The organism is Ignavibacterium sp., from assembly GCF_025998815.1.
Taxonomy (GTDB): domain Bacteria; phylum Bacteroidota; class Ignavibacteria; order Ignavibacteriales; family Ignavibacteriaceae; genus Ignavibacterium.
This window is the reverse complement of the sequence record NZ_AP026678.1, coordinates 2,462,094-2,488,560: the sequence shown is the minus strand read 5'-3', so window position 1 is coordinate 2,488,560 and position 26,467 is coordinate 2,462,094. Positions and strand designations below refer to the sequence as shown.

Sequence of the window (26,467 nt, the reverse complement as noted above, 5' to 3'; positions counted from 1 at the left end):
ATAATGAACAACCTACAAAATCTCGGCTTCGATAATTGGTTTAAAGAAAGAATTGATTTATCAAAAACTGATTTTAAAATTGTAAGAGTAATAAGCGTAAATAAAAACAGCTTTGTTGTTTCAAACGGTGAAAAAGATATTTATGCTGAGCTTACAGGGAAGTTTTTATATCATTCAGAGGACTCGCTTGATTTACCTGCTGTTGGTGATTTTGTTTATGCGCAGTTGTTCGATGATGATGAACTGGCAATTATTCACGATATCCTTCCGCGTAAATCGTTACTAAAAAGAAAAGCGTCTGGCAAAAAAGTTGAGTACCAACTTATCGCCGCAAATATTGATACTGCAATCATTATGCAATCGCTCGATTCAAATTTCAATTTGAGAAGACTCGAACGCTACCTTGTTATGATAAACGAAGGCAAAATAAATCCAGCAGTATTCTTAAGTAAAAGCGATCTTATAAGTGCAGAAGAAATTGATCAAAAGAAAAATGACATCTGTAAAATTCTTCCGGATGTTACCATTACAACTTTTAGCAATAACAACGCAAGCGATATCGAAAATATTAAAACATTCTTTGAACCATTTAAAACTTATTGCCTTCTTGGTTCATCCGGTGTTGGTAAAACCACTTTGCTGAATAATTTAATTCAACAAGATCTTTTCAAGACACAGCCGATAAGAGAAAAAGACGGAAGGGGAAAGCACACAACAACCCGCCGTGAACTTATTATTCTTGAAAACGGAGCAATAATAATTGATAATCCCGGAATGCGGGAACTCGGAGTAATTTCTAATGAGTCGGGACTTGGTGATACATTCAATGAAATTGATGAACTGTCAGATCAGTGTAAATACAAAGACTGCACTCACACTGTCGAAGCCGGCTGTGCAGTTCTGGAAGCCGTGGATAAAGGAGATATTTCACAAGAGAGATACAACAATTACATAAAAATTTATAAAGAGTCGCAATACAATGAAATGTCATACATAGAAAAGAGAGAGAAGGATAAAAAGTTCGGCAAGTTCTTTCATTCAACTATGAGAGATGTAAAGAAGATGAAGGGGAGATGAGATTCCGAGTACATCATTCATGCCCATTTAATCTGAACAAAATTAAAGGACTGCTAACACTTATCCGCCTTGAACTTCCTTTCTCTGCAGGAGTTTGCGTTGTGATGGGACAGTTGTTAGCACTCGGTCAGTTTGCTTCAATTCCAGTAACTGTATTTGGATTTTTGTCTGTGTTTTTAATTTCTGCATCAATACTGGTAATGAATGATTACTTCGATGTTGAAACGGACAAAATAAATGCACCACATCGTCCAATTCCTTCAAATCTTGTTACACCAAATGAAGCTCTGTTCTTCTCATTAATTCTGCTATTGATAGGAATTGCATTAAGTTATTTTATTAGTATTGCTACATTTATAATTTCAATTATCCTGGCGCTAATAGGATTTCTTTACAATCGTTTTTTCAAGAAGAGCGGATTGCCAGGCAACCTGATGGTAAGTTTTTCTGTTGGAATGACTTTCATTTATGGTGGTGCAAGCGTTGATTTGTCTTTTCATAAAATGGTTTTATTCTTTGGATTGATTGCCGCACTTATTGATCTGGGAGAAGAAATAGCAGCAGATGCAATGGATGTAAAAGGCGATGAGCTTATTGGTTCAAAATCCTTTGCAATTATTTATGGCAGAACTGCTGCAATTAAATTAAGTGTTATTATTTTCTTTTTGGTTGTCATTCTTTCAATTATTCCATTCTTATTAAATTGGTTTCAAACAATTTATTTAATACCCATCGGAATAATGGACATTTCTATTGTTTATTCTGCGCTAAGATTTTTGAATTCCCGAAATGAAGAAGGAAGAAAATTTATTCGATGGATTTATCTCGGCGCAACTTTCGGAATAATTATTTTTATTGTTATGAGATTGTTTGGAATCTAATTGATTTATAATTAATCAATCCGCTTAATGGAATTCAGAAGGGAAGTATCGTAACTGGAGAAACAGGTAACCTTCGTATTTCAATATTCAGAAATATTCCGAAAGAACTTTTTAAAACAAAAAAGGCGAGTTGATACTCGCCTTATTTTTTTTTAATTCCAACTAAACCAACTCACCATTGCTGCTTTTACCATTTCCGTTTCCATTACCATTTACATCTTCATCTTCCGGAATTACTCTTGCGATATCAGCAATTGAGTCTCCTTCATTTAATCGGATAACTCTTACGCCCTGAGTGTTTCTTCCCATCACACGAATATCTTTAACGCTTTGTCTGATAACCATTCCTTGTGTTGATATTATTACCAATTCATCTTTATCAACAACTTCCATCATCGCAATCATTTTTCCGACTTTGTCCGTAGTCTTAACAGTAATAACTCCTTTTCCGCCACGCTTTGTAATTCTGTAATCATTTATATCCGAACGTTTTCCATAACCTTTTTCAGTTACAACAAGTACGCTTGTTTGCGGATGACGAATCACAAGCAGTCCAACAACTTTATCGCCTTTGGTTAATTTTATTCCGCGAACACCGGTTGCTGTTCTTCCCATATCACGAACATCTTTTTCGTGGAAGCGAATTGCAAATCCGTTTCTTGTTCCGATAACAATATCGTTGTTTCCGTCGGTCATTTTAACTTCAATCAATTTATCACCGGGAACAAGATTGATTGCATTTATACCACCCTTACGAACATTTCCATAAGCCGAAAGAACTGTTTTTTTAACTGTTCCTTGTTCAGTAACCATCATCAGATATTGATCGTCGCGGAATTCTTTCACTGCGACAAATGCAGTAATGTTTTCTTCTTTATCTTTTTCAAGAAGATTTACTATTGACCTGCCACGAGCTGTTCTTCCACCTTCTGGAATTTCATGAACTTTTAACCAATAGCATCTTCCTCTGTCGGTAAAGAAAAGAATATATTGATGAGTGGATGCTACGAACATATGCTCAATAAAATCATCTTCTTTTGTTCCAACACCTGTTACGCCTTTTCCACCTCTTGCTTGTTTTCTGTAGCCACTTACAGGAAAGCGTTTAATAAATCCCTGATGCGAAATGGTTACAACAACATCTTCTTCTGCAATTATATCTTCGAGCGAAAATTCTTTGTAGTCTTTGATTATATCTGTTCTTCTTTCGTCGCCGTATCTTTCCTTTAATGCAATGAGTTCTTCTTTAATGATTTGCTTTCTTTTCTTTTCGCTGTCAAGTATTCCGCGAAGTTTTTCGATCAGCTTTATTGTTTCTTTGTATTCGTCTTCTATCTTCTTTCTTTCAAGTCCGGTAAGACGCTGGAGACGCATATCAAGTATTGCTTTTGCCTGAATCTCGCTTAACCTGAATCGCTTCATCAAATTGTTTTTAGCGGTCTCAACATCTTTGGATTTTTTAATCGTTTCAATTACTTCATCAATATTATCAAGGGCAATTATATAACCTTCAAGAATGTGAGCGCGTTTTTCGGCAGCATCTAATTCAAATTTAGTTCTTCTTATCAGCACATCCATTCTGTGATCGAGGAAGTGCTGCATCATTTCCTGAAGTGTGAGTACTTTCGGAACTCCATGAACCAAAGCGAGCATTATTACTCCGAAAGTAACCTGCATTTGTGTATGCTTGTAAAGTTGATTAAGCACAACAGTTGGTTGAGCATCACGTTTCAGTTCAATTACTATTCTTAAGCCATCTCTGTCTGACTCGTCTCTGATATTTGATATGTCATTAATCTTCCCTTCACGAACAAGTTCCGCTATCTTCTCAATAAGATTAGATTTATTAACCTGGTAAGGAATTTCTGTGATGATAATATTTTCTCTATCGTTCTTTAATGTTTCAACATTTGCTTTTGCACGAAGAAGAATTCTTCCTCTGCCAGTTGTGTAAGCTTCCTTAACTCCTTCATAACCATAAATTATTCCCCCTGTCGGAAAATCTGGTGCTTTAACATATTTCATCAAATCAGCAGAAGTAAGTTTTGGATTATCAATCAGCGCAACCAATCCATCAATAACTTCATTAAGATTATGAGGGGGAATGTTTGTGGCCATTCCTACAGCAATTCCACTTGAGCCATTTACAAGTAGATTTGGTAAATAAGATGGAAGAACAAGCGGCTCCTGAAGAGAGTCATCGAAGTTCGGACCAAAATCAACAGTGTTTTTATCAAGGTCGCGCAGCATCTCTTCTGAAATTCTGGCGAGACGTGCTTCTGTGTATCTCATTGCTGCCGGTGAATCGCCATCAATTGATCCGAAATTTCCCTGTCCATCAACCAAAGGATAACGAAGAGAGAAATCCTGAACCATTCTTACCATTGTATCATAAACAGCGCTATCGCCGTGGGGATGATATTTACCGAGAACTTCTCCAACTATTCTTGCTGATTTTTTATAAGGTCTGTTGTATGCAAGTCCAAGTTCATGCATTCCGAATAAAACACGACGATGAACTGGTTTTAGTCCATCACGAACATCCGGTAAAGCACGGGCAACTATAACGCTCATTGCATAATCAATGTAAGAGGATTTCATTTCCTCTTCTAAAGTAACGGGTACAATTTTTTCAAATATTGTTGTCATTTTAATTCAATCGTGTTTGAAATAGTTAATTAAATATCAAGGTTAGCATACTTTGCATGCTTTTCAATAAATTCTCTTCTTGGCTCAACAGCATCACCCATCAGGGTTTCAAATATTTTATCTGCTGCTGCCGCACTTTCAAGATTCACCTGAAGTATTGTTCTTGTTTCAGGATTCATTGTTGTTGACCAAAGCTGTTCCGGATTCATTTCTCCCAATCCTTTATATCTTGTAATCACAACTCCTTTGGGCTGACCTTCTTCGTCTGTTTCGATTACTTGTTCGCCTTCGGTTTCAATTTCTTTTAATTTTGCTTTCGCTGCTTTACCATCAGCTTTGAATCTCTTTAATATCTGATCAAGTTCTTCGTCATCAAAAGCAAATACTTCTTCTTTTCCTTTTTTAACTTTATACAAAGGTGGTTGGGCGATGTAAACTCTTCCGGAAGTAATTAGCTCTTTCATATGACGATAGAAAAATGTGAGAAGAAGTGTTCTGATATGGCTTCCATCAACATCAGCATCGGTCATAAGTATGATTTTTCCGTATCGGGATTTTGTCGGGTCAAAATCTTCACCAATACCAGCACCAATTGCAGCAACTATTGCCTGAATTTCCTGATTCTCAAGAATTTTATTCAACTTGGCTTTTTCAACATTCAGAATTTTTCCTTTAATTGGAAGTATCGCCTGAAATCTTCTGTCTCTTCCTTGCTTTGCAGAGCCACCTGCAGAATCACCTTCAACAATATAGATTTCGCAATGCTCAGGATCGGTGATTGAACAATCGGCAAGTTTGCCAGGCAGATGCATTGAGTCGAGAGCGTTTTTCCTTCTAACAAGCTCGCGTGCTTTTCTTGCTGCTTCTCTCGCTTCGGCAGCTTTAAGAGATTTTTCAATTATCTTTTTTGCAACAGAAGGATTTTGTTCAAGATATTCTGAAAGTTTTTCACCAACAATTGTTTCAACAACAGATTTAACTTCGCTGTTACCAAGCTTTGTTTTTGTTTGTCCTTCAAATTGCGGTTCCATTACTTTTACAGAAACAACAGCAGTAAGTCCTTCTCTGAAATCATCTCCTGTTAAAGTTATTTTATTGTTCTCTTTAATCAGACCATTTTTGTAAGCGTAGTTATTAAATGTTCGTGTTAATGCCGTTCTGAAACCAACCAGGTGAGTTCCGCCTTCTATTGTGTTAATGTTGTTAACATAAGAATGAACATTTTCAGAATATGAATTGCTGTATTCAAATGCTATTTCAACAGGAGTGTTTTCTTTTTCTCCTTCAATATAAATAGGTTTATGAATCGGCTCGCGTTGTTCATCAAGATACTTAACAAAATCAATCAGTCCGCCTTTAAATCTATAAGTTTCTTCCGTTCCTTCATTCTCGTCTTTCAGAATCATAGTTACATCTTTATTCAGATAAGCAAGCTCGCGTAATCTTTCTGCAACTGTTTCAAAATTAAATTTTGTTACTTTGAAAATTGTTTTATCCGGCATAAAAGTAATTTTTGTTCCGGTTTGTTCACCCTTATAAGTACCAATCTCTTTCACTTTTTCAACAGGAGCACCTCTTCTGTATTCCTGAAAATAAATTTTATTATCTCTTCTTACTTCTACTTTCATCCATTCAGATAAAGCATTAACAACCGAAACACCAACGCCGTGCAATCCACCGGAAACTTTATAAGAATTTTTATCAAATTTTCCACCAGCGTGTAGCACTGTCATTACAACTTCAAGCGCTGATTTCTTTTCAACAGGATGTATGTCAACCGGAATTCCTCTTCCTCTGTCTTCAACAGAAACGCTTCCATCTTTGTGAAGTGTAACGATAACACGATCGTTAAATCCTGCAAGTGCTTCGTCAATACTGTTGTCAACCACTTCGTTGATAAGGTGATGTAAACCTCTTGTTCCAACATCACCGATGTACATTGCAGGACGTTTTCTTACGGCTTCAAGTCCCTTAAGAACATTTATATTTTTAGCACTGTATTCATTCGAATTATTATTCTTTGTCATACTCTCACTTTACTTATTTGAAAACTTTATTCTTGTTACTCTTTCTTGTTTATAGAATGAATTAATTTTTTCTATAATTTCTTTCTCGCGGAATTTAAGTTCATTCCGAACTGTCGGATTATCTGATTTCAATGTTAAAGTTTGTTTAATACACTTTACAGCTTTAACCACAGTTTTGAATTCAGGAAATATTTTGTGAAAATCTTTAACAATATCTCCGTCGTCTATAAGTTGTTTAATGTTCTTCAGCTCCGGAGATGATTCAATTATTTCTTTTATAGATTTAAATGAATCAGGCATAAACGGGCTCGCCATCCTGAAGTTTAATCACAACATCTGTTTCTGATTTACTCAGGTATTTGAAATTTGCAAAGTCAGTGAGTGTTATAAATGCTTGTCCTACTTCTTTAAGATATTCACTTACTTTTGAAGCTCTGAAAGCATCAAGTTCACCAAAAACATCATCGAGTAAAAAAATTGGTGTGTTGCCGGTGATATCTTTCAGATAAAAAAATTCTGCAAATCTTAAAACTGTTTGAAAAGTTTTATTCTGTCCCTGAGAACCAAATGTTTTTAAGTTTATTCCATTAATCTCGAAAATAAAATCATCCCGATGTGGACCAATCAGATTGGTGCCTCGTCTTATTTCATTATCTTTATTCTGAATTAGTAATTCTGTTAGTTTCATTTTAATATTTTCTGAATCATCAACATCAATTGTCTGATACTTTATTTCAGGCAATTCATCATTTCCCATAATCTTATAATATGATTGCTTAAGGTAATCATTAAAGCTATTGATAAAATTTTTTCTATGAGAAATTATTTCAGCTCCGTTGTTAATAAGATTTTCTGTCCAGGCATCAAGTTCATCAAGCAGAGAAGGAATTATTCTTTCCGAAAGTTTTGCTAAAACAACTGCGCGATGCTTTAATGTTTTATTGTAATCAATCAGAATTTTAAGATAAGCTTTACTTGCCTGAGATATCACCGAATCAACAAATCTTCTTCTTTCTGCCGGAGCTCCTTGCGTAATTGAATGATCATCCGGAGTAAGAGTAACAACAGGAAATTTTCCGATTACATCAGAAGATTTATTTACAAGCTTTTCATTAAGAAAATAATATTTCTTTGATTCAGCGGAGTTATAATAAACTCTTACCTTGTCCGAAGTAATTCCGTTGAACAAACCTTTCACTTCAAATTCTGAAGCATTAAAGTTCAGCATTTCAAAATCTTTTGCGTAAAAACTTTTCGTTGAACACATTAAATAAATTGCCTCAAGCACAGTAGTTTTTCCGATGCCGTTTCCACCAACGATGTAATTCAACCCTTCTGAAAACCGGAGATTTGTATTGATATGTTTTCTGAAATTTCTAAGCTCCATTAAAGAAAGGATCATTTCGACGAGGATCCTAAAAAATTAATTATTCAATCTTACCGGCATTAACAACATCATTACTTCTTCATTTTCTGAAGTCTTGTCTGGTTCAATTATACAAGCTTTTGTTGGTGAATGAAGTTTAAATATAACTTTCTCAGAATCCATATGAGATAAAATATCATTCACATAAGCTGTATTAAATCCGATGTCCATAGCTTCGCCGCTGTATTCACATTGAACATTCTCAACTGCATTAGAACCAGTATCAATATTCTCAGCTGAAATTTCTAGATTGTTTGCTGAAATTGAAAACTTAACCTGCTTGGATGTTCCTGATGAAAAGATTAACATTCTTTTTACAGTTGAAAGTAATTCAGAGCGGTCAACTGTTAAAAGATTTTCATTCTCCAAAGGAATAACGCTGTTGTAAGCAGGATATTTTTCACCAATCAATCTTGTGATGAACTCAATATCACCTGTGATAAATGATGCGTGTGTTTTGCTTAAATAAATTTTAACATCACCATCACTCAAAAGTTTTGATAGAACCGAAATTGCTCTTTCGGGAATTATATATTGTTCGGTGTAATCAGTAAGAATCGATTTGTTTACATATTTAACAAGTCTGTGACCATCTGTTGCTACGAATCTTAATCCATCTTTTGCGAATTCGAGAAGTGTTCCGGTCATAGCAGGACGCATATCTTCTTTACTCATAGCAAATGAAGTTTTATCAAATGCTCTTTTCAAATCATCCGAAGCAATTATAATTTCTTTATCACGAGCGACAACAGGAATTTCTGGAAAATCTTCAGGTGAAAAATAAGAAATATGATAAACGCCTTTGTCGGTTTTTAATTTTAATCTTGAATTTGAATCAGTGGAGATACTAAGCTGAATATCCGGTAGTGAACGAACAATATCATATAAAAGTTTTGCCTGAACAACCATTTTAGCATTGCTGTCAGCTGCTACATTCTGCGAAGACTTAAGCGAAATTTCAAGATCAGTTGCCTGAACAGTAAGTAATCCATCCTTTATTTCGAACAGAAAATTTTCTAAAACAGCCATTGGTGTTCTGGTTGGAACAGCAGGAATAACTTTAGAAAGAAGTTTATCAAAACTTTTACTGTTGATCTTAAATTCCATAAAAATATCTCCTTTTGAAGCGAACAAAAATAAGGATTTATGAGGGCAATCTCAATTTATTTTGATGGTAAAATTAAAGAAATTCTTCTTCTGTGGAAGGATTATTCCCGGTAAAGAATTTTTGAAAAGCTGGCTCGGATTATTCCGGATTTCCACTGTGAACAATATTGTTTTAATTATTCTATTAAACTTTAAATAAGTCAATAATATTAGTAAGTGTGTTAATATGTTAATAAAACTATAAACCTTTTCAGATAATGATTTTAAGATTAACAATTACTAACATAAACTTAAGATAAAATTTCTTTTACCAACAGTAATAATATTTCTGTGAATAAGAAGCAAGTTGTTAACAGATTATCATTGAGTTGTTAACAGGTTTTTAACTGAAATTAGTGATATGTATGATTATTGAGAGGCTGTTTAATAGCCCATAGAAATGCTTTAAAAACAGGTTTTGAATTAAAAATCTTTAAAAAAATCTAATGTAGTAGAGTTTAATTATAAGAAAGCTCAATTTTGCTTTTTAGTTTGTTAACCAGCTCAGCTAGCTGTATGTCATCTTTCATTTCAACTTCAATACTATTGCAAGCGTGAATAACTGTTGAATGGTCTCTTCCTCCGAAGTGTAAACCAATTGTTTTTAGAGATGATTTAGTATATTCTTTTGCAAAGTACATTGCAAGCTGACGGGCAAGAACAATCTCCTTTTTGCGTGTTTTGTCACGAACCTTATTTTCTGGCACATTAAGAAATTCACAGACTATTTTTGTTATGTCATCAATGCTTAAGTTAACTTTTCTGTCAGATGCAATTTCACGGACAATCTTTCTGGCAAGATCAAGTGAAATATCTTTAGAATTTAATGATGCTGTTGCAAGCATTTTAATTAAACATCCTTCAAGCTCACGAATGTTGGAAGTGATGTTGCTGGCTATGTATTCAACAATATCATTTGAAATTGTCATACCGAATTCTTCTGCTTTGTTTTTCAGAATAGCGATACGCATTTCGTATTCTGGTGGCTGAATATCAGCAGCGAGTCCCCACTTGAATCTTGAAATTAATCTTTCGTCCATTCCTTTTAACTCTTTCGGTGGACGATCGCTGGAAAGAATAATCTGCTTTCTTGCCTGGTGAAGCGTATTAAAAATATGAAAGAATAAATCCTGAGTTTTCTCTTTGCCGGTGAGGAATTGGATGTCGTCAATAATCAGAACATCAATGTTTCTGTAAAAATTCTGAAATTCATTTACACGGTTAGACTGAATCGCTTCAACAAATTCAACTGTAAAAGAATCAGTTGAAAGATAGATAACTTTTTTCTCCGGGAATTTTTCAATAATTCTGTTACCAATTGCCTGAATGAGATGAGTTTTGCCCAATCCAACTCCGCCGTAAACAAAGAAAGGATTGAATGATGTTTCTCCGGGATTATCGCTTATCGCTCCGGCTGTTGCTCTTGCAAGCTGATTACCCTCACCTTTTATGAAATTATCAAATCTGTATCTAGGATTAAGATTAGAATTGAATGAAGAATTCCCGTTTGATGGTTTAATTGTTTGTGGTTGTGTTTTAACTTCATCATCACTTTTAGCAACAGATATTTTCAATTCACTATCAGATTCTTTTTCATCGGCAATTATGTATGTTAACTTACCCTGCGGACCAAGGACGGTTTGAATTGCTTTGTTCAGAATATGATTATAATGCTCATCAATCCATTCCCAAAAAAACTGAGTAGGAAGCTGAATCTTAATTACATTATTTTCAAAGCTTACGGGTCGGATAGGTAAGAACCAGGTATTGAATGTCATTGGTTTGACATTCTCTTTAATTATAGTTAAACAGTTTTTCCAAACGGAGATAGCGTCTGTATTTTTTGATTCTAATGTATAATCAGCCAATTGAACTTTTAAGTTATCCACAGTTTTACCAGATTAAAAAGTTTTAAGTTAAGGTTAATAAAACAAAATTTTATATGAACATCACAAATATATCCACAACTTGTTAACATCAGTTAAGAAGCGCTAACAGCCCAAAATAAAAGCAATTATAAAATATTATCTTAAACATTTTCACAAACAGATGTTAAAATTGCCCTTCGACACGGGGAAAATCAATTGTGAAACATTGCCACAAAACCAACATATCAACAAGTTATCCACACAGATTTATTTGTCTTGTTGTATTGTGAAAATAGAAAGTAAGGGCATTCCAAGCAAATTAATTGATGAAAAATTTTTAAAAAGTTTTTAATCATATGATAATTAAATCAGAATTCTTCAATATTCATTCTTGCATAGTCGTCTGTGAGGTCTGCTATACTAAAATCCTTGTTAAATAGAGGGCATATTCATATTTTTACGCACTTTTTTATAAACAAGGAGACGAAAATCAAATGAAAAGAACATTTCAGCCAAGCAATAGAAAAAGAAAAAATAAACATGGCTTTCGTGAAAGAATGAAAACCAAAGACGGAAGAACCGTTCTTTCGAGAAGAAGAGCTAAAGGCAGAAAAAAATTAACAGTAAGCGACGAAAAGTAAACACACATTGAAACTCTTTTCTCTTTCAAAATACGAGAGAATAAAAGAGAAGAAAAATATTCATTTACTAATACAAGACGGATCTTCGGTATTCTCGTCAAAGAACTCTCTTAAAGCAATATATTTAATTCAAGATTCCAACGAACCAGGGGTTAAAATTGCCGTTGGCATCTCCAGAAAAGCCGGTAAGGCAGTCTGGAGAAATAAGCTGAAGAGATTAATCAGAAATGCTTACAGATTAAACAAAATTCCTTTGGTAAAATCAGCACAACAGTATAAAAAACAAGTGCTGATTTTGTTTACATCTTTGAGCTACAATGAACAAAACAGTAAAAAATTACATTATCGGGAAATAGAGACCGAAGTTAAATCGTTATTAAATAAGATTGAAAAAAGAATTTCAGGTTCAGTAAAAGAAAATCAACATAAGCTCAAATAGAACTTATGCTGGTAAATCATCAGAAAGAAAAAGATGGATAGACAGACAACATTAGCTTTTATTCTTATTGGAATTGTACTGATGGTGTGGTTGTATATCACAGCCCCGACACCAACAGATGTACAGCAACAGAAGAAATCTCAGGATACAACCTCAGTTGTTGAGAAAGAAGTTGAACAACAGAAACCAGTGGTCAAACAGGAAAGACCAACGGACTCAACGACAATTAAAATTCTTCCTGAAAGCTTATCAGCAAAAGAATCCTTTGTTACTATAGAAACAAACCTTGCCCGTTATGAACTCTCAACAAAAGGCGGCAATTTCAAAAAAGTATTTCTGAAGAAATTTAATAATTGGTATGCTTCACACAGCAAGGGCGACGAAGAGGATTTTAGTAAACATGTTCAACTGATAAATTACAGTAAAGGCGGGTCTTATGATTTTGCTTTAGTAACTGAAGATGGAGTTGCACTTAATTCTTCTGAGTTGTTTTTTAATTACACAGGCAACTACAATTACAAAATAAAAGATAAAGACTCGCTCCTGGTTGACTTCACGCTTAATCTTAAAAACGGAAAGTCAATTGTTAAAAGATATCTGTTCTTTTCTGATAGTTATGAGATAAAGAATGAAATTATTTTCAATGGCTTTAATGACTATGTAAGTAATAACTCATTTGATATAGTTTGGAATAATGGAATAAGATTCGTTGAACATAATTCTGTGGATGAAGCTAACTACTCAAATGCAAGCGCATATTCTGGTGGTGAACAGGTTATAATTGATGCGTCTTCTGTTGGAGAAAAAATCTCAAAAGACTTTAGAGGCAGAGTTGATTGGGTTGCGGTAAGAAATAAATACTTTGCAGCAGTTGTTTTACCTGATAATCCGGATAATGTTGAAGGTGCTTATCTTGAAGGCACTCGTTATGTTGTTGGAAAAGACGGAATAAAAGAAATTTATGAAACAAGACTAACATTACCTTTCAAAAACCAAATTCAGGAAACACATAAATTTTCAGTTTACATCGGTCCGGTTGATTATAAGCAGCTTGAAACACTTGGACGAAATCTAATCGCACTTGTTGATTTTGGAAGTTTCTTCGGGCTGAAATTTATTGTAAGACCAATTGCCGAATATGTTCTGCTTCCATTGTTTCAGTTTCTTCATATGTTTATTCCGAATTATGGATTTGTGATTATAATCTTTTCGTTGATTATAAAGCTTGCAGTTTATCCTCTTACAAAACAAAGCTACCAGTCAATGAAAAAGATGCAGGCACTTCAACCCAAGATAGCAGAACTTAAAGAAAAGTATAAAGATGATCCGCAGAAGCTTAATTCAGAGACGATGAAGTTATATTCAACTTATGGAATAAATCCGGCGGGAGGATGTTTACCAATCTTATTGCAAATGCCAATTTTCATTGCGCTTTGGGGAATGTTTCAATCTGTAATTGAATTAAGACAACAGCCATTTGTCTGGTGGATAAAAGATTTATCCACACCAGATGTTATTTATGATTTAGGATTTAAACTTCCGCTGTTTGGCGTTCAGCAGATTAGCGGGTTAGCTTTGCTGATGGGAATAACAACTTTCTTCCAGCAAAAGATGACGATGAAAGATCCATCGCAAAAGATGCTTGTTTACTTAATGCCAATTATGTTAACAATTTTGTTTATGACCTTTCCATCGGGTTTAAATCTTTATTACTTTATGTTCAATGTTTTTTCAATTGCTCAGCAGTATTATATTAACAAAGTGGGTAAAGATGTTGAATTAGTTCCGGTTGCAAATCCAAATAAGAAGAAGGGTTTTATGGCAAGATTGATGGAAGCAGCTGAGCAACAGGCAAAGCAGCAACAAAAGAAAAAGAAATAGTTCTCTAAAATTTATCAGAGAACCATTAATGTTAAAATCTCTCAAAATAATTTTGATGTGCTTGTGTGTTATTAGCACAAGCACATTCCCTCAGACTATCTATGAGTTCAACATTCCTTTAAAAGAAAAGCAACTTCCTTTCGGATTAAAAACACAAATATCTGCGAACAAACCCGTCGTAGGATTTGCACTAAGCGGTGGAGGTGCTCGCGGCATTGCGCAAGTTGGTGTTTTGAGGGCATTGGAAGAATATCAAATTTTTCCCGACATAATTGTCGGAACAAGTATGGGCAGTATAGTCGGTGGACTTTATTCTGCCGGTTACTCTGTTGATGAGCTTGATACAATTGCAAGAAAAACAAATTGGAACGATTTACTTACTTTAAACAGGCAATCAAACCGAAGAGATTTTTTTGTTGATCAGAAAGTAACTGAAGACAGAGCAGTGCTAACTTTACGGCTCGATGGATTAAATCCGGTTTTTCCCACATCATTTAACGATGGACAGAAACTTTCAAATTATCTTAACATTTTAACTTTTGATGCTCCGATTCATTCGCAAAGAAATTTTGATTTACTGAAAAATAAATTCAGAGCTGTTTGTACAAATCTTATTGATGGCTCGCCAGTCGTACTTAGAGGCGGTTCTTTAAGTAAAGCACTCAGAGCAAGCTCAAGCGTTACATTTTTTCTTGCACCCGTTAAATATGATTCATTAACACTTGTTGATGGAGGACTTGTTGCAAATGTTCCTGTAGAAATAACAAAGCAAACAGGGGCAGATTTAGTCGTTGCTGTTGATGTTACAAGTCCGCTTTGGTCAGAAAAAGAATTAAACTATCCATGGATAATTGCAGACCAGATTGTAAGTATTCCGATGAGATTGGTTAATCGCCGACAACTTGAATACGCTGATTTTATAATCTCACCAGAGTTAAATGATTTTACTTCAGCAGACTTTGGAAAAGCAGATAGCTTAATTTTACTCGGATATGAAAATTCTGTTGAATCCGCCAGGAAACTTAGATCAATTATTGATTCGATCTACTCAAACAATATCTCAGAAGAAGAAATTGTGTTTGAGAATGTTTCTATTACAGATTCATTAACTGAAGACGAGTTAAAAGTTTTCGGGTCAAACTTTATTAAGAAAACATCAAACATAGAAATTCAGAAAAAGTTAGAGCAACTTTTTGAAACCGGCTATTACAAAAATCTTTCTGCTACTTTGGTAAATGATTCGGATGTCAATAAGCTCATTCTTAATAAATCTTATAATCAGAAAGTAAAAGATATAGTTCTGATAGGTGTATCGCTTATAAGTTCAGATGGAATTGATGAAATATTCTCAGATATAAAAGGCAAGCCATACTCTTCAGTTAAACTTTCAGAAGCACTTACAAAGCTAATGAGTTTATACCGGAAAGGAGGTTTCTCGCTAGCAGAAATTCAGGAAGTATCTTATGATGAGGAGACAAATATTCTGAAAATTTTTGTTGACGAAGGAATTATTTCTAAAATCATTGTTGAAGGAAATTATAGAACCAGTGAAAGAGTAATAACACGCGAGCTACCTTTTTCTGAAGGAGATTTTTTCAAAATAATTGATGTTGAAGACGGATTAAAAAATTTAAGAAGCACCGGTCTCTTCGAAAGTGTTGATGTTTCGGTCTATGATGAGAATGGTCAGAATGTATTGCTGGTTAAAGTTGATGAAAAACAAACCGGACAGCTTAGAGTTGGTTATCGTCTTGATAACGAATACAGGTTTCAGCTTGGACTTGATATTCGTGAAGAAAATCTTTTTGGAACAGGGACCGAACTCGGATTTATTTTCTATGGTGGAATAAGAAGCCGTTCATACATTCTTGAGCAAAAAGCAAACAGAATTTTTGATACATACTTTACTTATAAGATAAATGCTTTTTATAAGTTGAAAGATATTTTCAACTATAAAGATAAACCTATGCAAACCGACAGCAGATTTTCCAGAGTAAATGAAGGAGAGTACAGACAGATAAATTATGGATTCTCGCTTGGTGTTGGTACTCAGGTTGGAAGATTTGGTAATCTGATTGTTGAAGGGAAATATCAAACGGATAAAATTAAAAACATACAACTTTCACCTGTCGACCCATACGAATACAAAACAGTTAGTCTTAAAATAAGCTCAACAATAGACACTCAGGATAAACTTCCTTATCCGGAAAAGGGTATTTACTTCAATGGCTTTTATGAAACTGCGCAAACATTTTTAGGCGGTAATCTTAGTTATACAAGCTTTGGTTTTGAATACAGGAATTATTTCTCAGAAAATTCAAGTCATGTTATATCTCCCAAAATTGTTTTGGGCTTTGCTGATAAAACCACACCACTTGGCCAGCAATTTTCTCTTGGTGGTCAGGAATCCTTTTATGGAATGCATGAATACGAATTCAGAGGAAGACAAATATTTCTTGCATCACTTATGTACAGATATAAATTTCCATTTAAAATATTCTTCGACACTTATTTTAAAATCAGATATGATTTGGGAAACACCTGGGCAGTGCAGGAACAGATAAGATTTAAAGATCTTCGACACGGTATTGGTGGAGCCGTTTCTTTTGACACACCAATCGGTCCTGCCGAGTTCGCGGTTGGCAGAAGTTTTCTTTTCAGAAAGGATCTACCAGAGAATCCAATAAGCTGGGGAGATGTTCTCTTCTATTTTTCGATAGGATATTACTACTAGATTTTTCCTTCTTTGAAGTTTTCACCCCAGTTTCTTAAGCTATCAATTATTGGGATTGTTGTTTTACCTTTTTCTGTTATAGAGTATTCTACTTTAGGTGGAACACTTGCATAAACTTTTCTGCTTATCAAACCATCTTCTTCAAGTTCTTTTAATTGTTGTGCCAGCATTTTATGAGTAATCTTTCCGATGCTTTTCTTCAACTCACTGTAACGCCACGATTTATCTTTCAATCTCCAGAGAATTGGCATCTTCCACTTTCCACCAATTATGTCCAGAGAAAGCTCGACTGGATTGTTATAATACTTTCCCCGAAATTCAAATCTGGGCATAAAAAATTACCCTGCTAAGTTTAATCGTTAAATTCATTTCTTACCAATAAGTGAGTATGCTACTTTTTTGTGCGTTCTTGAAACCATATAAGAACAAAAATATCTTGTTAGAAAACTATTAAATATTTTATTGAAAGGAAAAAAATATGAGCGCAAACATTGATGTTCTAAATCCCGAAAAAAGAAAAAAAGTTTTGCTTGTTGCAGCAAATCCATCAGTATCCAAACAAACCGGCTGGCCAATTGGATTTTGGGCTGCGGAATTAACGCATCCGTATTTCGAGTTTACAGAAAAAGGATATGAAGTTGAAATTGTCAGTCCCGATGGCGGAAAACTTGAGCTTGATGGATTCAGCGATCCAAGACACGAAAGCGGATATTCTGCACACGATTTAATTAGTTTGGGATTTTTAACTTCTCCAAATCACTCAAAGCTACTTGAAAATACAAAAAGCATTTCGCAGGTAAAGATTGAAGATTATGATGCTTTGTTCCTGGCTGGCGGGCAATCACCGATGTACACCTTTATTGATAATGTTAAACTTCACAAATTCGTTTCTGATTTTTATGAAGCAGGAAAAGTTGTTGCAATAGTTTGTCACGCAACTTGTGTTCTTCTCAAAGCGAAAACAAAAGACGGTAAACTTTTGGTTGATGGAAAGACCTGGACTGGCTTTGCAAACAGCGAAGAGCAATTCGCAGATAATTTTGTCGGAATGAAAATTCAACCTTTCTGGATTGAAGAAGAAGCAAAGAAAATTCCCAATACAAATTTTATTGTTAACGGAATGTTCAAACCATTTGCAGTCAGAGATGGAAGACTGATTACCGGTCAGCAGCAATATTCCGGAGGAGCAGCAGCAAAACTTGTAATCGAAGCATTGGGAGTTTAATAATAACAATATGGAAAAAAATCGTCTCGAAGCTTTCAGCGATGGAGTGATTGCAATTATTATCACGCTGCTTGTTCTGGAAATAAAAGTGCCCCACATTGATGGAGAAGTAAATACTCAAAAAATTATTGCAGCTTTAGTTTCTATTGCACCTAAATTTTTCAGCTGGGCATTAAGCTTCTTTATGCTTTTAATAATGTGGGTGAACCATCACAGAATTTTTAATGAAATTGATAAGACAAATAATACTTTGCTGTGGTTAAATGGATTATTGCTTTTCTTTATGTCATTCGTTCCGTTTCCAACAGCTTTTCTTGGTGATTACTTCACTCAATCAGCCTCAACATTCTTCTTTGGAATTTGTTTGATGCTGGTTGGCATTGCTTTCTATTTTCTGCGAATATACATAGTTAAAAATCCGGAGCTGCTGAAAAAAGAATCAAATGTTGGACATCAACAGAAGCTGGCAATAAAAACTTTAATTGGTCCGGCGTTTTATTTTATTGGAGCAATCGGTTCATTTATCAGTGTTATAATTGCATACATAATTTATGTCGCCGTACCGATTTATTATATTTACTTCGGAATAAAAAGAAAGGATTAAAAATGAAAATAGCAATCATTGGAGCTGGAAATGTAGGCGGAGCTTTAGCCAAAAGATGGGCAAAAGCTGGTCACACAATATTACTTGGATTAAGAGATTTGAATTCAAGTGATGCAAAAGAATTAGAAAAATTTTCTCAAAATATTTCATCACATACAATAAGTGATGCAATTGAAAATTCTGAATTAGTATTATTCGCAACTCCGCCTGAAGCCGCAGTATCAATTGCAAAGCAAAACCCTTCGCTGAAAAATAAAATTGTAATTGATGCAACAAACGCTGTCTTCAAAAAACCGGAGCCGTATAAAACAGCTTTCGAAGGAATAAAAAAAGAAAGTGGTTGTGAAGATATTGTTAAATGTTTTAACTCAACAGGATTTGAGAATATGGAAAATCCCAAGTACGGCGAGGTTGCTATTGATATGTTTGCCGCCGGCTCAAGTTTAAAAGCAAAAGAAATTGCTAAGCAATTATCGCTCGATGCAGGTTTTGCTGAATGCTATGATTTTGGTGGCGATGATAAGGTGGAATTACTCGAGCAGTTTGCATTAAGCTGGATAAATCTTGCAATACTACAAAAGCAGGGAAGAGATATTGCATTTAAAGTTCTGAGAAGAAAATAACCTTGTATGGATTGAATTCTATCTTCCGAAAAGTTTATTTAGACGGCTTAAAATTGCACCTCTGGTTCTACCCAGACTTCTGGAAATTTCATTAATGCTGATATTCGATTTTACCATTGCGAGAAGTTTTGCTTCTTCTTCAGGTAGCCATGCTTTATAAGCGTCCGGATGATTTTTTCTAACATCATCGAATGAAGAAGATTTATGTTTTTCATTTCTATTCCTGAAAGTATCAAGCTTTTTTCTGTTGTCGAAATCCCGTTCTTCCGTCTCACCACCAATGATTTTAATATTTGATGATCGGGGAAAAGATGTCGGCAGATAATGCTGAGGAATAAATAAATTATTAATTGCTCTTGTTACAGCCACATAAAGTATATTTATTTCTTCATTAATTTTTGCAACATCAAGAGGTATTTCGTTTTGTTTTTCTATCAGTCGTTTAATCTTCTTTTGTGAAATAAAATCATTATGTAGATAAACCGTTCCATATTCCATTCCTTTTGAACGATGAACAGTCGAGAATATCATCTTCGCATCATTTTTGTTTTCCACTGTTGAATCCCGTATTAATTTAATTAATCTGGGTAGGTCGTCCTCATATTTTTTAACTATTTCAACAAGCATTGCAAGCTGAGTGTCTTCTGTCTTTTCAACATACTCTTCAAGTTCGGAAAAATCACTCATACTCTTTATGAGATTGTCTTTAATCATTTCATGGTTATGATTGTATAAATTAAGAACATCAAACAGGGATGCCCCTTCATCTGAATAAAAATATGAATTTACATTTCCTTCAAAGTAAAGAGTTTGTGATTTGGATTTTTCAGTAACAAATTCTATTGCCTTACTTAATAAACCAAGGTTTGTTCGTGCAAGAGTTGCTTTTAGTTTGTTTAATTCTTTTCCGCCCGTCCCTTTGATTGGTAGAATTTCTTTTGTATCCAAATGATTTTTCCAATTCAAAATTTCAACAGCGAGATTTGCAATATCCTGAGGAAAGCGGAAACTAATGGTCAGAGGAAATCTTCTAAAGTCAACACTTTCTAAAGAATTAACCGCAAATCGCCACGAATAAATTTGCTGGTGAGAATCACCAACAATAACTTTTGTTGCCGGCTGATTCAGAAATACATCAAGCATAGCTGGTGAAGCATCCTGTCCTTCATCAAAGAGAATATAATCAAATCCAAGATTTGGATAAGACAATTGAAATTTTTTAAGATAAAAATCATGAGTTATCTCAATTTCTCCCTTATCCATTTTAGCAAGAAATTCTCTTGTATGCTTTTCGATGTAATCATAATTCTTCTTTACGAATTCAAATGCAAGCGGATCGGAAACAACATCAAGATAATTTAACTGACTTACTTTTTTTGCTTTACTGTTACAGAAATAATTAACAAAGCGATTGATATGGTTAGCGGCAATCAACTCAAAATGTTTTTCTTTGCGGCGACGAAGCTTGAGAATTTCAGCTACTTCATAAGTTTTGTAGCCCTGTGTTTTAACATTATAATTAAAACGAAAAACAGTATTCTTATAAGCAAGAGAATGTGCGGTTTCGACCTTGACATTATCAAGTCCAATTGAACCGAATCTTTGCTCAGCTTCAGTTTTAACGGAACGATTAAATGCGAGATAAAGTATTTTATTTTTCTTCGGGCGTGATTTGGAATATTCTATTATGGTTGTTGTTTTCCCGGAACCGGCAACAGCATTTATCTTAATATCTCCGGTTGAATTTATAATATCGTATTGTTCGTTAGTGAGCTTCATCAATAAAAAACCCGGAATTACTTTTCAAACATTTTGAGTGTTCAAAAAATAAAACAATAGAAGTAAAATTAATTTTTAAGTAATATATTCTTGAAATTAGATTAAACAGAAATGCAAATTATACAACAACCTCTTTCCATTTTCCTTTTGTAAAAAGCCAGAGTGTAAAAAGACCAACAGAAGTTTCAGAAATAAAAATAGCCCAGAAAACACCCTCGACATCCATTCCCAACACTTTAGACATTAAATATGATAACGGAATTTGTATCAGCCAGAAGAAAACAAGATTAATTTTAGTAGGAGTTAAGGTGTCCCCGGCACCATTAAAAGCTTGTATTGCAACCATCCACCATGCATAAACAAAATATGAATACGAAACTATTTTTAACCACATAGCGCCTATTTCAATAACATCTTTTTCTTTTGTGAATATGCCAACAAGGATTTCGCTTTTGAAATAAAAAACTACAGCCACAATTGAAAGGAAAATCATATTCCATACGCCTGTTATCCAAACAGATTTTTCGGCTCTGTCCGGTTTTTTTGCCCCAAGATTTTGGCCTACAAGAGTTGCAACAGCATTTGACATTCCCCAGGCAGGCATCATTGAAAACATCATAATTCTGATTGCAATAGTTGCACCGGCAACAGCAGCACTTCCAAAATCAGAAATTATTCGCATAATAAAAATCCAGGATGTCATTGCAACTATCATCTGACCAATTCCACCAAGTGATTTACGAAGAATATTTGAAATGATATCGGCTTGTAATTTAAGATGTGTTTTGAAAACACGAATATGTTTTCCGCCTTTGAATAATAACCAAAGTTGAATAATAACACCGGTGCCTCGTCCAATGTTTGTTGCAATTGCGGCACCCTCAATACCAAAAGCAGGAACAGGACCAAATCCAAATATTAAAAGAGGATCAAGAACGATATTAATTCCGTTTGCAATCCAGAGAACGCGCATTGCTATTGCAGCATCACCAGCGCCACGGAAAATAGCGTTAATGATAAAAAGTAACATTATTACACCATTACCACCCAACATCCATTGTGTATAACGAAAACCCGTTTCGATAACCCACTCATCTCCGCCCATTATTGCAAGCAAATCTTTTGAAAAGAAAATTCCTGCCAGAGCAAATGGAGAAGAGACAATCACAGCAATTAAAATTGCCTGAACAGCGGTTAATCCTGCTTTGTCTTTTTCTTTCTCGCCGATTCTTCTGGCAATGATAGCAGTAACTGCTAATGATAATCCCATTCCAATTGAATAAAGCAGGAACAAATAAGTTTCTGTTAATCCAACAGTTGCAACTGCAGAAGCGCCAAGCTTTCCAACGAAAAAAATATCTACTACTGCAAAAGTTGATTCCATTATCAACTCCAGAATCATCGGAACGGCAAGAAGAAAAACTGCCTTACCAAGTTTTATTTCTGTATAATCAGCTTCGCTTCCGTTTATTGCATCTTTTAATTCATTCCAAAAGGAAGATTTAACAGATTGATTTGAGTTGTTAACGGGTTGTATGGATTTATTTGAATCTTCTCTCACAAAAATTTTCTATGAATAATTTTAACTATTATTTAAAGCGTTAATATCCGAATAAAAAACTTCCCACTGATGTCCATCCAAATCTGCAAAGCTGTGTTGATACATCCAACCGTGGTCAGAAGGTTCGGAGTAAATTGTTCCTCCTGCATTAACAGCTTTCTGAATCATAGAATCAACAGCTTCTCTGCTTTCAACATCTATAGCGATAAGAACTTCTGTAACTTTTGTTGCATCCGCTAATTCTTTTTTGGTAAATGTCTTAAAAAACTCTTCGTGCAGCAACATTGCATAAATGTTTTCACCAATCACAAGGCAGGCGGCTTTATCATCAGTAAATTGCATATTAAAACTAAAGCCAAGCTGAGAGAAGAAATTCATCGAGCGCTTGACATTCTTAACAGGCAGATTAACAAAAATCTGTCTTGTCATTTTTGCCTCCTTTTTTCAAATGATTAATTAGCTGTGCTTTTCTTTTTCTTTCTGTACTTCAATATAATAACGGCAATAATCAAAGCAAGAATAATAAATGGCCAGAGACTAATCATTATTATTATGAACCATAATAAGGCAGTCCAACCGTTATGTAATGCTTGTTTAATTTTTGAGAAGAAACCAAACGGAGTTGAAACCTTTTCATAGAAAGTAATTGTAAGAGTGCTTAAAGAAATTCTGTTTTTAAGATAATTCATTCTTCCTTCAAGAGACTCAATCTCTGAACGAAGATTTCCCATTTCTCTTTCGATATTTAATATTTCATCAACACGAGTTGCTTTCTTCAGAATTTCCTTGTACCGAGCTTCAAGTTCTTTTTTGGTTTTTATTCGGGCTTCAACATCAATAAATTCTTCGGTTACATCGAGTGAAGAAACATTTTTGCTTTCTATTTTTTCTGCAACGGATGAAATTTTATCAAGCAGTGTATTGAATTTATCTTCAGGCACTCGTGCAATAAGAGTATGTTCAACCCGGTCTTCAAAGTTGTAAACATTTTCGTTTCCAACATAACCACCCAGCTCTGCAACAGCGGTACGAATAAATTTTTCCGTTTCTTTTACATCTGAAGTTTCAAATCTGATGTTGCCTTCTTTTATAATTTTCCGTTCAACAGAAATGTCGGGATTTTGCTGATTGGTAAAGCTTTCAGTTCTTTTTTCAGATGGAATAAAATCAGCAGATACCTGATTTTGGTTTTCACCTGAATTGCAGGCAGCAAACAGTAAGAGCACAGCAAAAGAAAAAAGATGAAGTGATTTTTTAAGAAATTTATTTTGCGCAATCATTGTTATTCCTTTGATAAATATTTGTTGTGAGATTATACTGCTTTACATAAAAAATGTTTCGGAAAAAATATAGTGAATAAAATCAGAGGAAAGTATCCACGAATATTATTTCGATAACTTCAAAATTCTAATAGCGCCGTTTATTACTATTACAAAAACAATTGAACCAATAACAAGATCGGGTATTCCGGAATTTAGAAGAAGAACCAAAGCTCCGGCGATGATGACACCAATGTTTATTATTACATCATTTGAAGTGAAAATCATGCTTGCACGCATATGTGCTTCTTTGCTTTTAGATTTTTGAAGAAGATAAAGACAAATGCTGTTGGCAATCAAAGCAAATATTGAAACGAGAATCATAGTTTTGAAATCTGGCAATTCTTCAATTCCAATAAATCTGCGAAGTACTTCAACGAATCCAACAACAGCAAGCGTAATTTGAAAATAACCGGCAAGCTTTGCGATGTTCTTTTTTCTTGTAATAGTTCCACCGACAACATAAAGACTAATTCCGTAAACAAAAGCATCTGCAAGCATATCAAGACTATCCGCAACCAATCCCATTGATTTTGAAACTATTCCGAACACAATTTCAATCAGAAAGAAAGCGAAGTTAATAAGAAAAACTATCCACAAAACTTTTCTTTGTGTTGATTCCTCAGAATTAATTTCATCATTGAAGGTTTCTGTGCTGATAACTTTGCTATCAAGATTTAAATCAGCGATTGATTTTTCAATCAGTTCAAGTTTGTTGTTATGAAATATGGTTAGCGTTCTGTTCTCAATATCAAAATCCAGTCGTGATATCTCTTTAATTCCATCAAGTTTTAGTCGGATAAGATTTTCTTCTGATGGGCAATCCATCTTTGATATTTTGAATATGGTTTTGTGCATAGATTGCTATAAAAACTAAATTATTATTCGAATTCAGTAAAGAATGGTAGATTCCTTAAAAAGCTTCTAAACACCCGAATACTCAGATAATAATTCTCTTTTATAATTTTTATCATTATCCTCAAAGAGTGGGTTATTTTTAGTTACAAGAACATCAATTGTTCTAACTCGTTTAAGGAACTTAGTATAATTTTTGGCATTTATTGATGGATATTTTAATCGAGCCACGATTTCGAATATTTCTTGTATATTAAGGCAATTTATATCATAGCCTTCTTTAAGACAAAATCTATGTATACCAATTGAATGACTAAAGTTATACTTGATAAAGTATGCTCTTAGTATCTTTTCTTTTGAAAATTCTCTTTCAATCAATGACGCAAGAATTATTTCTCTAATTTTACGCCGGATTGTTAACTCTCTGTCGTTGGTTATTGTTCTAACGAGCTGTTGAGTAATGGTACTAGCCCCTTCAATTTTATTATCAAATACTAATCGGAAAATCGCTCTAAATATTGAGTAAATATCTACCCCTAAATGATAAAAAAACCTTCTGTCTTCAATAAAAACAATAATCTTTGATAAATTCTTCGGAATAATTATTTGAACGATTTCGCTATCAATAATAGAATTTCTAAGGTTATTATAGCGTAATTTTATGGAGTCGTTAATCCTAAAACAAGTTATAGAAATTATCCTTATACAAAACCCCAAAATTTTGTTGAATATATTTATCAAATTAAAACTCTTTTTAATTTTATATCACCAGTTGTATTAGCCGCCGTTGATATAAATTTTCCAATTAACAAATTCTCATTTTCTAGTATTAAAAAATATGTTGTTCTGCTTTCTCTGATTCGTCCATCTTCTACAATATTAATATAAATTTTGCTCTTACTTAAAAATTTTCGTTCGAAATAACCATCAAGCGACTATAATTTTTCAGGTAAAATGGCAAAAAAGACGAACTTAAGAAATAGAGCATAAGTATAATAAAAATAAGGATTTAAGTGATGTTTTGCCAAAAATGTGCGTGGCAAAGAATTTTACACTTTTTTGCGCTTTTTTGCACAAATTTGGCAAAACTATTTTTATCATTTCTTTGGCTTTTTCTTACCTTTTTTATGTGCTTCTACCTCTTGTGCGAGGAGAATAAAACGGCCAATACTATCCCTAAGTCTGGCATTCTCCTCCTCAAGCTCTTTTAGGCGAGCCTGCAATAGCTGGTTTGTCTCTGGTGGTGGATCCGGGCTGTCGCTTAATAGCCAATTGATGTCGCAACCGAGGTCCTTGAGCTTCATAATAAAATCTAAGCCTGGTTTAACTTCCCCAGATAAATATCTTGATAAACTCGGCTGAGCAATGCCAAGAGCTTCTGCTAAAGTTGAGATTGAACCAAATTTTTCTGCAAAAATCCTTAATTTTTCAACAAAATTCATAATATTACAAAATTGTTATAAAAAAAACTTGACAAGACATTCCAAATATGTTATATTTGTTATAGAAGTTTAACAAATTTTTAATAAAAAAATGACTGAACAAAAACAGCCATTAAAAATACAGATAGACAAAAAGCTTATTAACCAAGAAGAAATAGCAAGAAGACTTGGCGTATCAGGAGCTTATGTGCATTATCTGTTAAATGGTAAAAGAAAGAACGATAGATTATTAAAAAAAATAATCGAGATAATCAAAAGTGCTGCTTAAAAGCCTAATAAATGGCTTTAAA

At 34.1% G+C, this 26,467-nt stretch carries 24 protein-coding genes; 10 read left to right on the top strand and 14 right to left on the bottom strand.

Translation table 11 applies throughout. From position 1 onward, the window contains the following. Window positions 1-3 precede the first annotated feature (3 nt). Together rsgA and Q0X14_RS10770 are read left to right on the top strand one after the other, a co-directional pair. Window positions 4-1,077: a ribosome small subunit-dependent GTPase A gene (rsgA, locus tag Q0X14_RS10775; protein WP_297838190.1), complete on the top strand. Its 1,074-nt coding sequence runs from the start codon at window positions 4-6 to the stop codon at window positions 1,075-1,077. After that, window positions 1,074-1,958 carry a UbiA family prenyltransferase gene (locus Q0X14_RS10770; RefSeq protein WP_297838188.1) on the top strand — a complete coding sequence of 295 codons (885 nt, stop codon included), beginning with the start codon at window positions 1,074-1,076 and terminating at the stop codon, window positions 1,956-1,958. The genes rsgA and Q0X14_RS10770 overlap by 4 nt, the downstream gene beginning before the upstream one ends. Before the next feature lie 162 nt (window positions 1,959-2,120). Here the strand turns inward: Q0X14_RS10770 and gyrA are convergent, their stop codons facing one another. The 6 genes from gyrA to dnaA form a co-directional block, all read right to left on the bottom strand. Then, the gene (gene gyrA / locus Q0X14_RS10765; RefSeq protein WP_297838185.1) at window positions 2,121-4,607 is read right to left on the bottom strand and encodes a DNA gyrase subunit A; all 2,487 of its coding nucleotides are present in this window, start codon (window positions 4,605-4,607) and stop codon (window positions 2,121-2,123) included. 29 nt (window positions 4,608-4,636) lie between these two features. Then, on the bottom strand, window positions 4,637-6,634 hold the full coding sequence (gene gyrB, locus Q0X14_RS10760; RefSeq protein WP_297838182.1) for a DNA topoisomerase (ATP-hydrolyzing) subunit B: 1,998 nt from the start codon (window positions 6,632-6,634) through the stop codon (window positions 4,637-4,639). 9 nt (window positions 6,635-6,643) lie between these two features. Then, window positions 6,644-6,934, bottom strand: a complete 291-nt coding sequence (locus tag Q0X14_RS10755) for a DciA family protein (RefSeq protein WP_297838180.1) — start codon at window positions 6,932-6,934, stop codon at window positions 6,644-6,646. Continuing rightward, the gene (gene recF, locus Q0X14_RS10750; RefSeq protein WP_297838177.1) at window positions 6,927-8,036 is read right to left on the bottom strand and encodes a DNA replication and repair protein RecF; all 1,110 of its coding nucleotides are present in this window, start codon (window positions 8,034-8,036) and stop codon (window positions 6,927-6,929) included. Before recF ends, Q0X14_RS10755 begins: the two co-directional genes overlap by 8 nt. Before the next feature lie 21 nt (window positions 8,037-8,057). Further along, the gene (gene dnaN / locus Q0X14_RS10745) at window positions 8,058-9,167 is read right to left on the bottom strand and encodes a DNA polymerase III subunit beta (protein WP_297838174.1); all 1,110 of its coding nucleotides are present in this window, start codon (window positions 9,165-9,167) and stop codon (window positions 8,058-8,060) included. Between the two features lie 497 nt (window positions 9,168-9,664). Next, window positions 9,665-11,095 carry a chromosomal replication initiator protein DnaA gene (gene dnaA, locus Q0X14_RS10740; RefSeq protein WP_297838170.1) on the bottom strand — a complete coding sequence of 477 codons (1,431 nt, stop codon included), beginning with the start codon at window positions 11,093-11,095 and terminating at the stop codon, window positions 9,665-9,667. 473 nt (window positions 11,096-11,568) lie between these two features. On the opposite strand from dnaA, the gene rpmH reads away from it, so the two are divergent. From rpmH to Q0X14_RS10720, 4 genes are read left to right on the top strand one after another with little or no spacing between them, the layout of a single operon-like run. Then, window positions 11,569-11,715, top strand: coding sequence for a 50S ribosomal protein L34 (gene rpmH / locus Q0X14_RS10735; RefSeq protein ID WP_014562043.1), 147 nt, complete (start codon window positions 11,569-11,571; stop codon window positions 11,713-11,715). A gap of 7 nt (window positions 11,716-11,722) precedes the next feature. After that, window positions 11,723-12,154, top strand: a complete 432-nt coding sequence (locus Q0X14_RS10730; RefSeq protein ID WP_297838164.1) for a ribonuclease P protein component — start codon at window positions 11,723-11,725, stop codon at window positions 12,152-12,154. A gap of 33 nt (window positions 12,155-12,187) precedes the next feature. Then, window positions 12,188-14,035 (top strand): membrane protein insertase YidC, encoded by a 1,848-nt coding sequence (gene yidC, locus Q0X14_RS10725; RefSeq protein ID WP_297838161.1) that lies wholly within the window; start codon window positions 12,188-12,190, stop codon window positions 14,033-14,035. A gap of 28 nt (window positions 14,036-14,063) precedes the next feature. Continuing rightward, window positions 14,064-16,769 (top strand): patatin-like phospholipase family protein, encoded by a 2,706-nt coding sequence (locus tag Q0X14_RS10720; protein ID WP_297838159.1) that lies wholly within the window; start codon window positions 14,064-14,066, stop codon window positions 16,767-16,769. Here Q0X14_RS10720 and Q0X14_RS10715 read toward each other — a convergent pair. Next, window positions 16,766-17,101: a helix-turn-helix domain-containing protein gene (locus tag Q0X14_RS10715; RefSeq protein ID WP_297838156.1), complete on the bottom strand. Its 336-nt coding sequence runs from the start codon at window positions 17,099-17,101 to the stop codon at window positions 16,766-16,768. The genes Q0X14_RS10720 and Q0X14_RS10715 overlap by 4 nt on opposite strands. A gap of 146 nt (window positions 17,102-17,247) precedes the next feature. Here Q0X14_RS10715 and Q0X14_RS10710 point away from each other — a divergent pair, with 146 nt between their 5' ends. The 3 genes from Q0X14_RS10710 to Q0X14_RS10700 are packed head-to-tail and all read left to right on the top strand — an operon-like array spanning window position 17,248 to window position 19,221. Continuing rightward, window positions 17,248-17,994 (top strand): type 1 glutamine amidotransferase domain-containing protein, encoded by a 747-nt coding sequence (locus tag Q0X14_RS10710; protein WP_297838153.1) that lies wholly within the window; start codon window positions 17,248-17,250, stop codon window positions 17,992-17,994. A 10-nt stretch (window positions 17,995-18,004) separates the two neighbouring features. Continuing rightward, the gene (locus tag Q0X14_RS10705) at window positions 18,005-18,598 is read left to right on the top strand and encodes a TMEM175 family protein (protein WP_297838150.1); all 594 of its coding nucleotides are present in this window, start codon (window positions 18,005-18,007) and stop codon (window positions 18,596-18,598) included. A gap of 2 nt (window positions 18,599-18,600) precedes the next feature. Next, window positions 18,601-19,221, top strand: a complete 621-nt coding sequence (locus tag Q0X14_RS10700) for an NAD(P)-binding domain-containing protein (protein WP_297838148.1) — start codon at window positions 18,601-18,603, stop codon at window positions 19,219-19,221. A gap of 18 nt (window positions 19,222-19,239) precedes the next feature. Here Q0X14_RS10700 and Q0X14_RS10695 read toward each other — a convergent pair whose 3' ends face one another. From Q0X14_RS10695 to Q0X14_RS10665, 7 genes are all read right to left on the bottom strand, one after another. Beyond that, window positions 19,240-21,000, bottom strand: a complete 1,761-nt coding sequence (locus tag Q0X14_RS10695) for a UvrD-helicase domain-containing protein (protein ID WP_297838145.1) — start codon at window positions 20,998-21,000, stop codon at window positions 19,240-19,242. A 118-nt stretch (window positions 21,001-21,118) separates the two neighbouring features. Beyond that, on the bottom strand, window positions 21,119-22,561 hold the full coding sequence (locus Q0X14_RS10690; RefSeq protein WP_297838142.1) for an MATE family efflux transporter: 1,443 nt from the start codon (window positions 22,559-22,561) through the stop codon (window positions 21,119-21,121). 21 nt (window positions 22,562-22,582) lie between these two features. Continuing rightward, the gene (locus Q0X14_RS10685; protein ID WP_297838139.1) at window positions 22,583-22,990 is read right to left on the bottom strand and encodes a VOC family protein; all 408 of its coding nucleotides are present in this window, start codon (window positions 22,988-22,990) and stop codon (window positions 22,583-22,585) included. 23 nt (window positions 22,991-23,013) lie between these two features. Continuing rightward, on the bottom strand, window positions 23,014-23,841 hold the full coding sequence (locus tag Q0X14_RS10680) for a DUF4349 domain-containing protein (protein WP_297838136.1): 828 nt from the start codon (window positions 23,839-23,841) through the stop codon (window positions 23,014-23,016). A gap of 105 nt (window positions 23,842-23,946) precedes the next feature. Continuing rightward, window positions 23,947-24,738, bottom strand: coding sequence for a cation transporter (locus Q0X14_RS10675; protein WP_297838133.1), 792 nt, complete (start codon window positions 24,736-24,738; stop codon window positions 23,947-23,949). 66 nt (window positions 24,739-24,804) lie between these two features. Next, complete coding sequence (locus Q0X14_RS10670) at window positions 24,805-25,476, bottom strand: biosynthetic peptidoglycan transglycosylase (RefSeq protein WP_297838130.1); 672 nt, start codon at window positions 25,474-25,476, stop codon at window positions 24,805-24,807. A 356-nt stretch (window positions 25,477-25,832) separates the two neighbouring features. Then, the gene (locus Q0X14_RS10665; RefSeq protein ID WP_297838127.1) at window positions 25,833-26,177 is read right to left on the bottom strand and encodes a helix-turn-helix transcriptional regulator; all 345 of its coding nucleotides are present in this window, start codon (window positions 26,175-26,177) and stop codon (window positions 25,833-25,835) included. Window positions 26,178-26,268: 91 nt separating this feature from the next. On the opposite strand from Q0X14_RS10665, the gene Q0X14_RS10660 reads away from it, so the two are divergent. Further along, complete coding sequence (locus Q0X14_RS10660; protein ID WP_014558978.1) at window positions 26,269-26,445, top strand: helix-turn-helix transcriptional regulator; 177 nt, start codon at window positions 26,269-26,271, stop codon at window positions 26,443-26,445. The last annotated feature ends 22 nt before the right edge of the window (window positions 26,446-26,467 follow it).

Bases quoted from the DNA above. Each gene is read 5' to 3' on its own strand.
- Q0X14_RS10695 (WP_297838145.1), bottom strand. From the start codon at position 21,000: ATGAAGCTCACTAACGAACAATACGATATTATAAATTCAACCGGAGAT.
- rpmH (WP_014562043.1), top strand. From the start codon at position 11,569: ATGAAAAGAACATTTCAGCCAAGCAATAGAAAAAGAAAAAATAAACAT.
- Q0X14_RS10710 (WP_297838153.1), top strand. From the start codon at position 17,248: ATGAGCGCAAACATTGATGTTCTAAATCCCGAAAAAAGAAAAAAAGTT.
- gyrA (WP_297838185.1), bottom strand. From the start codon at position 4,607: ATGACAACAATATTTGAAAAAATTGTACCCGTTACTTTAGAAGAGGAA.
- Q0X14_RS10700 (WP_297838148.1), top strand. From the start codon at position 18,601: ATGAAAATAGCAATCATTGGAGCTGGAAATGTAGGCGGAGCTTTAGCC.
- Q0X14_RS10665 (WP_297838127.1), bottom strand. From the start codon at position 26,177: ATGAATTTTGTTGAAAAATTAAGGATTTTTGCAGAAAAATTTGGTTCA.
- Q0X14_RS10715 (WP_297838156.1), bottom strand. From the start codon at position 17,101: ATGCCCAGATTTGAATTTCGGGGAAAGTATTATAACAATCCAGTCGAG.
- Q0X14_RS10685 (WP_297838139.1), bottom strand. From the start codon at position 22,990: ATGACAAGACAGATTTTTGTTAATCTGCCTGTTAAGAATGTCAAGCGC.
- yidC (WP_297838161.1), top strand. From the start codon at position 12,188: ATGGATAGACAGACAACATTAGCTTTTATTCTTATTGGAATTGTACTG.
- Q0X14_RS10720 (WP_297838159.1), top strand. From the start codon at position 14,064: ATGTTAAAATCTCTCAAAATAATTTTGATGTGCTTGTGTGTTATTAGC.
- dnaN (WP_297838174.1), bottom strand. From the start codon at position 9,167: ATGGAATTTAAGATCAACAGTAAAAGTTTTGATAAACTTCTTTCTAAA.
- Q0X14_RS10755 (WP_297838180.1), bottom strand. From the start codon at position 6,934: ATGCCTGATTCATTTAAATCTATAAAAGAAATAATTGAATCATCTCCG.
- Q0X14_RS10770 (WP_297838188.1), top strand. From the start codon at position 1,074: ATGAGATTCCGAGTACATCATTCATGCCCATTTAATCTGAACAAAATT.
- recF (WP_297838177.1), bottom strand. From the start codon at position 8,036: ATGATCCTTTCTTTAATGGAGCTTAGAAATTTCAGAAAACATATCAAT.
- gyrB (WP_297838182.1), bottom strand. From the start codon at position 6,634: ATGACAAAGAATAATAATTCGAATGAATACAGTGCTAAAAATATAAAT.
- Q0X14_RS10675 (WP_297838133.1), bottom strand. From the start codon at position 24,738: ATGCACAAAACCATATTCAAAATATCAAAGATGGATTGCCCATCAGAA.
- rsgA (WP_297838190.1), top strand. From the start codon at position 4: ATGAACAACCTACAAAATCTCGGCTTCGATAATTGGTTTAAAGAAAGA.
- Q0X14_RS10680 (WP_297838136.1), bottom strand. From the start codon at position 23,841: ATGATTGCGCAAAATAAATTTCTTAAAAAATCACTTCATCTTTTTTCT.
- Q0X14_RS10705 (WP_297838150.1), top strand. From the start codon at position 18,005: ATGGAAAAAAATCGTCTCGAAGCTTTCAGCGATGGAGTGATTGCAATT.
- Q0X14_RS10660 (WP_014558978.1), top strand. From the start codon at position 26,269: ATGACTGAACAAAAACAGCCATTAAAAATACAGATAGACAAAAAGCTT.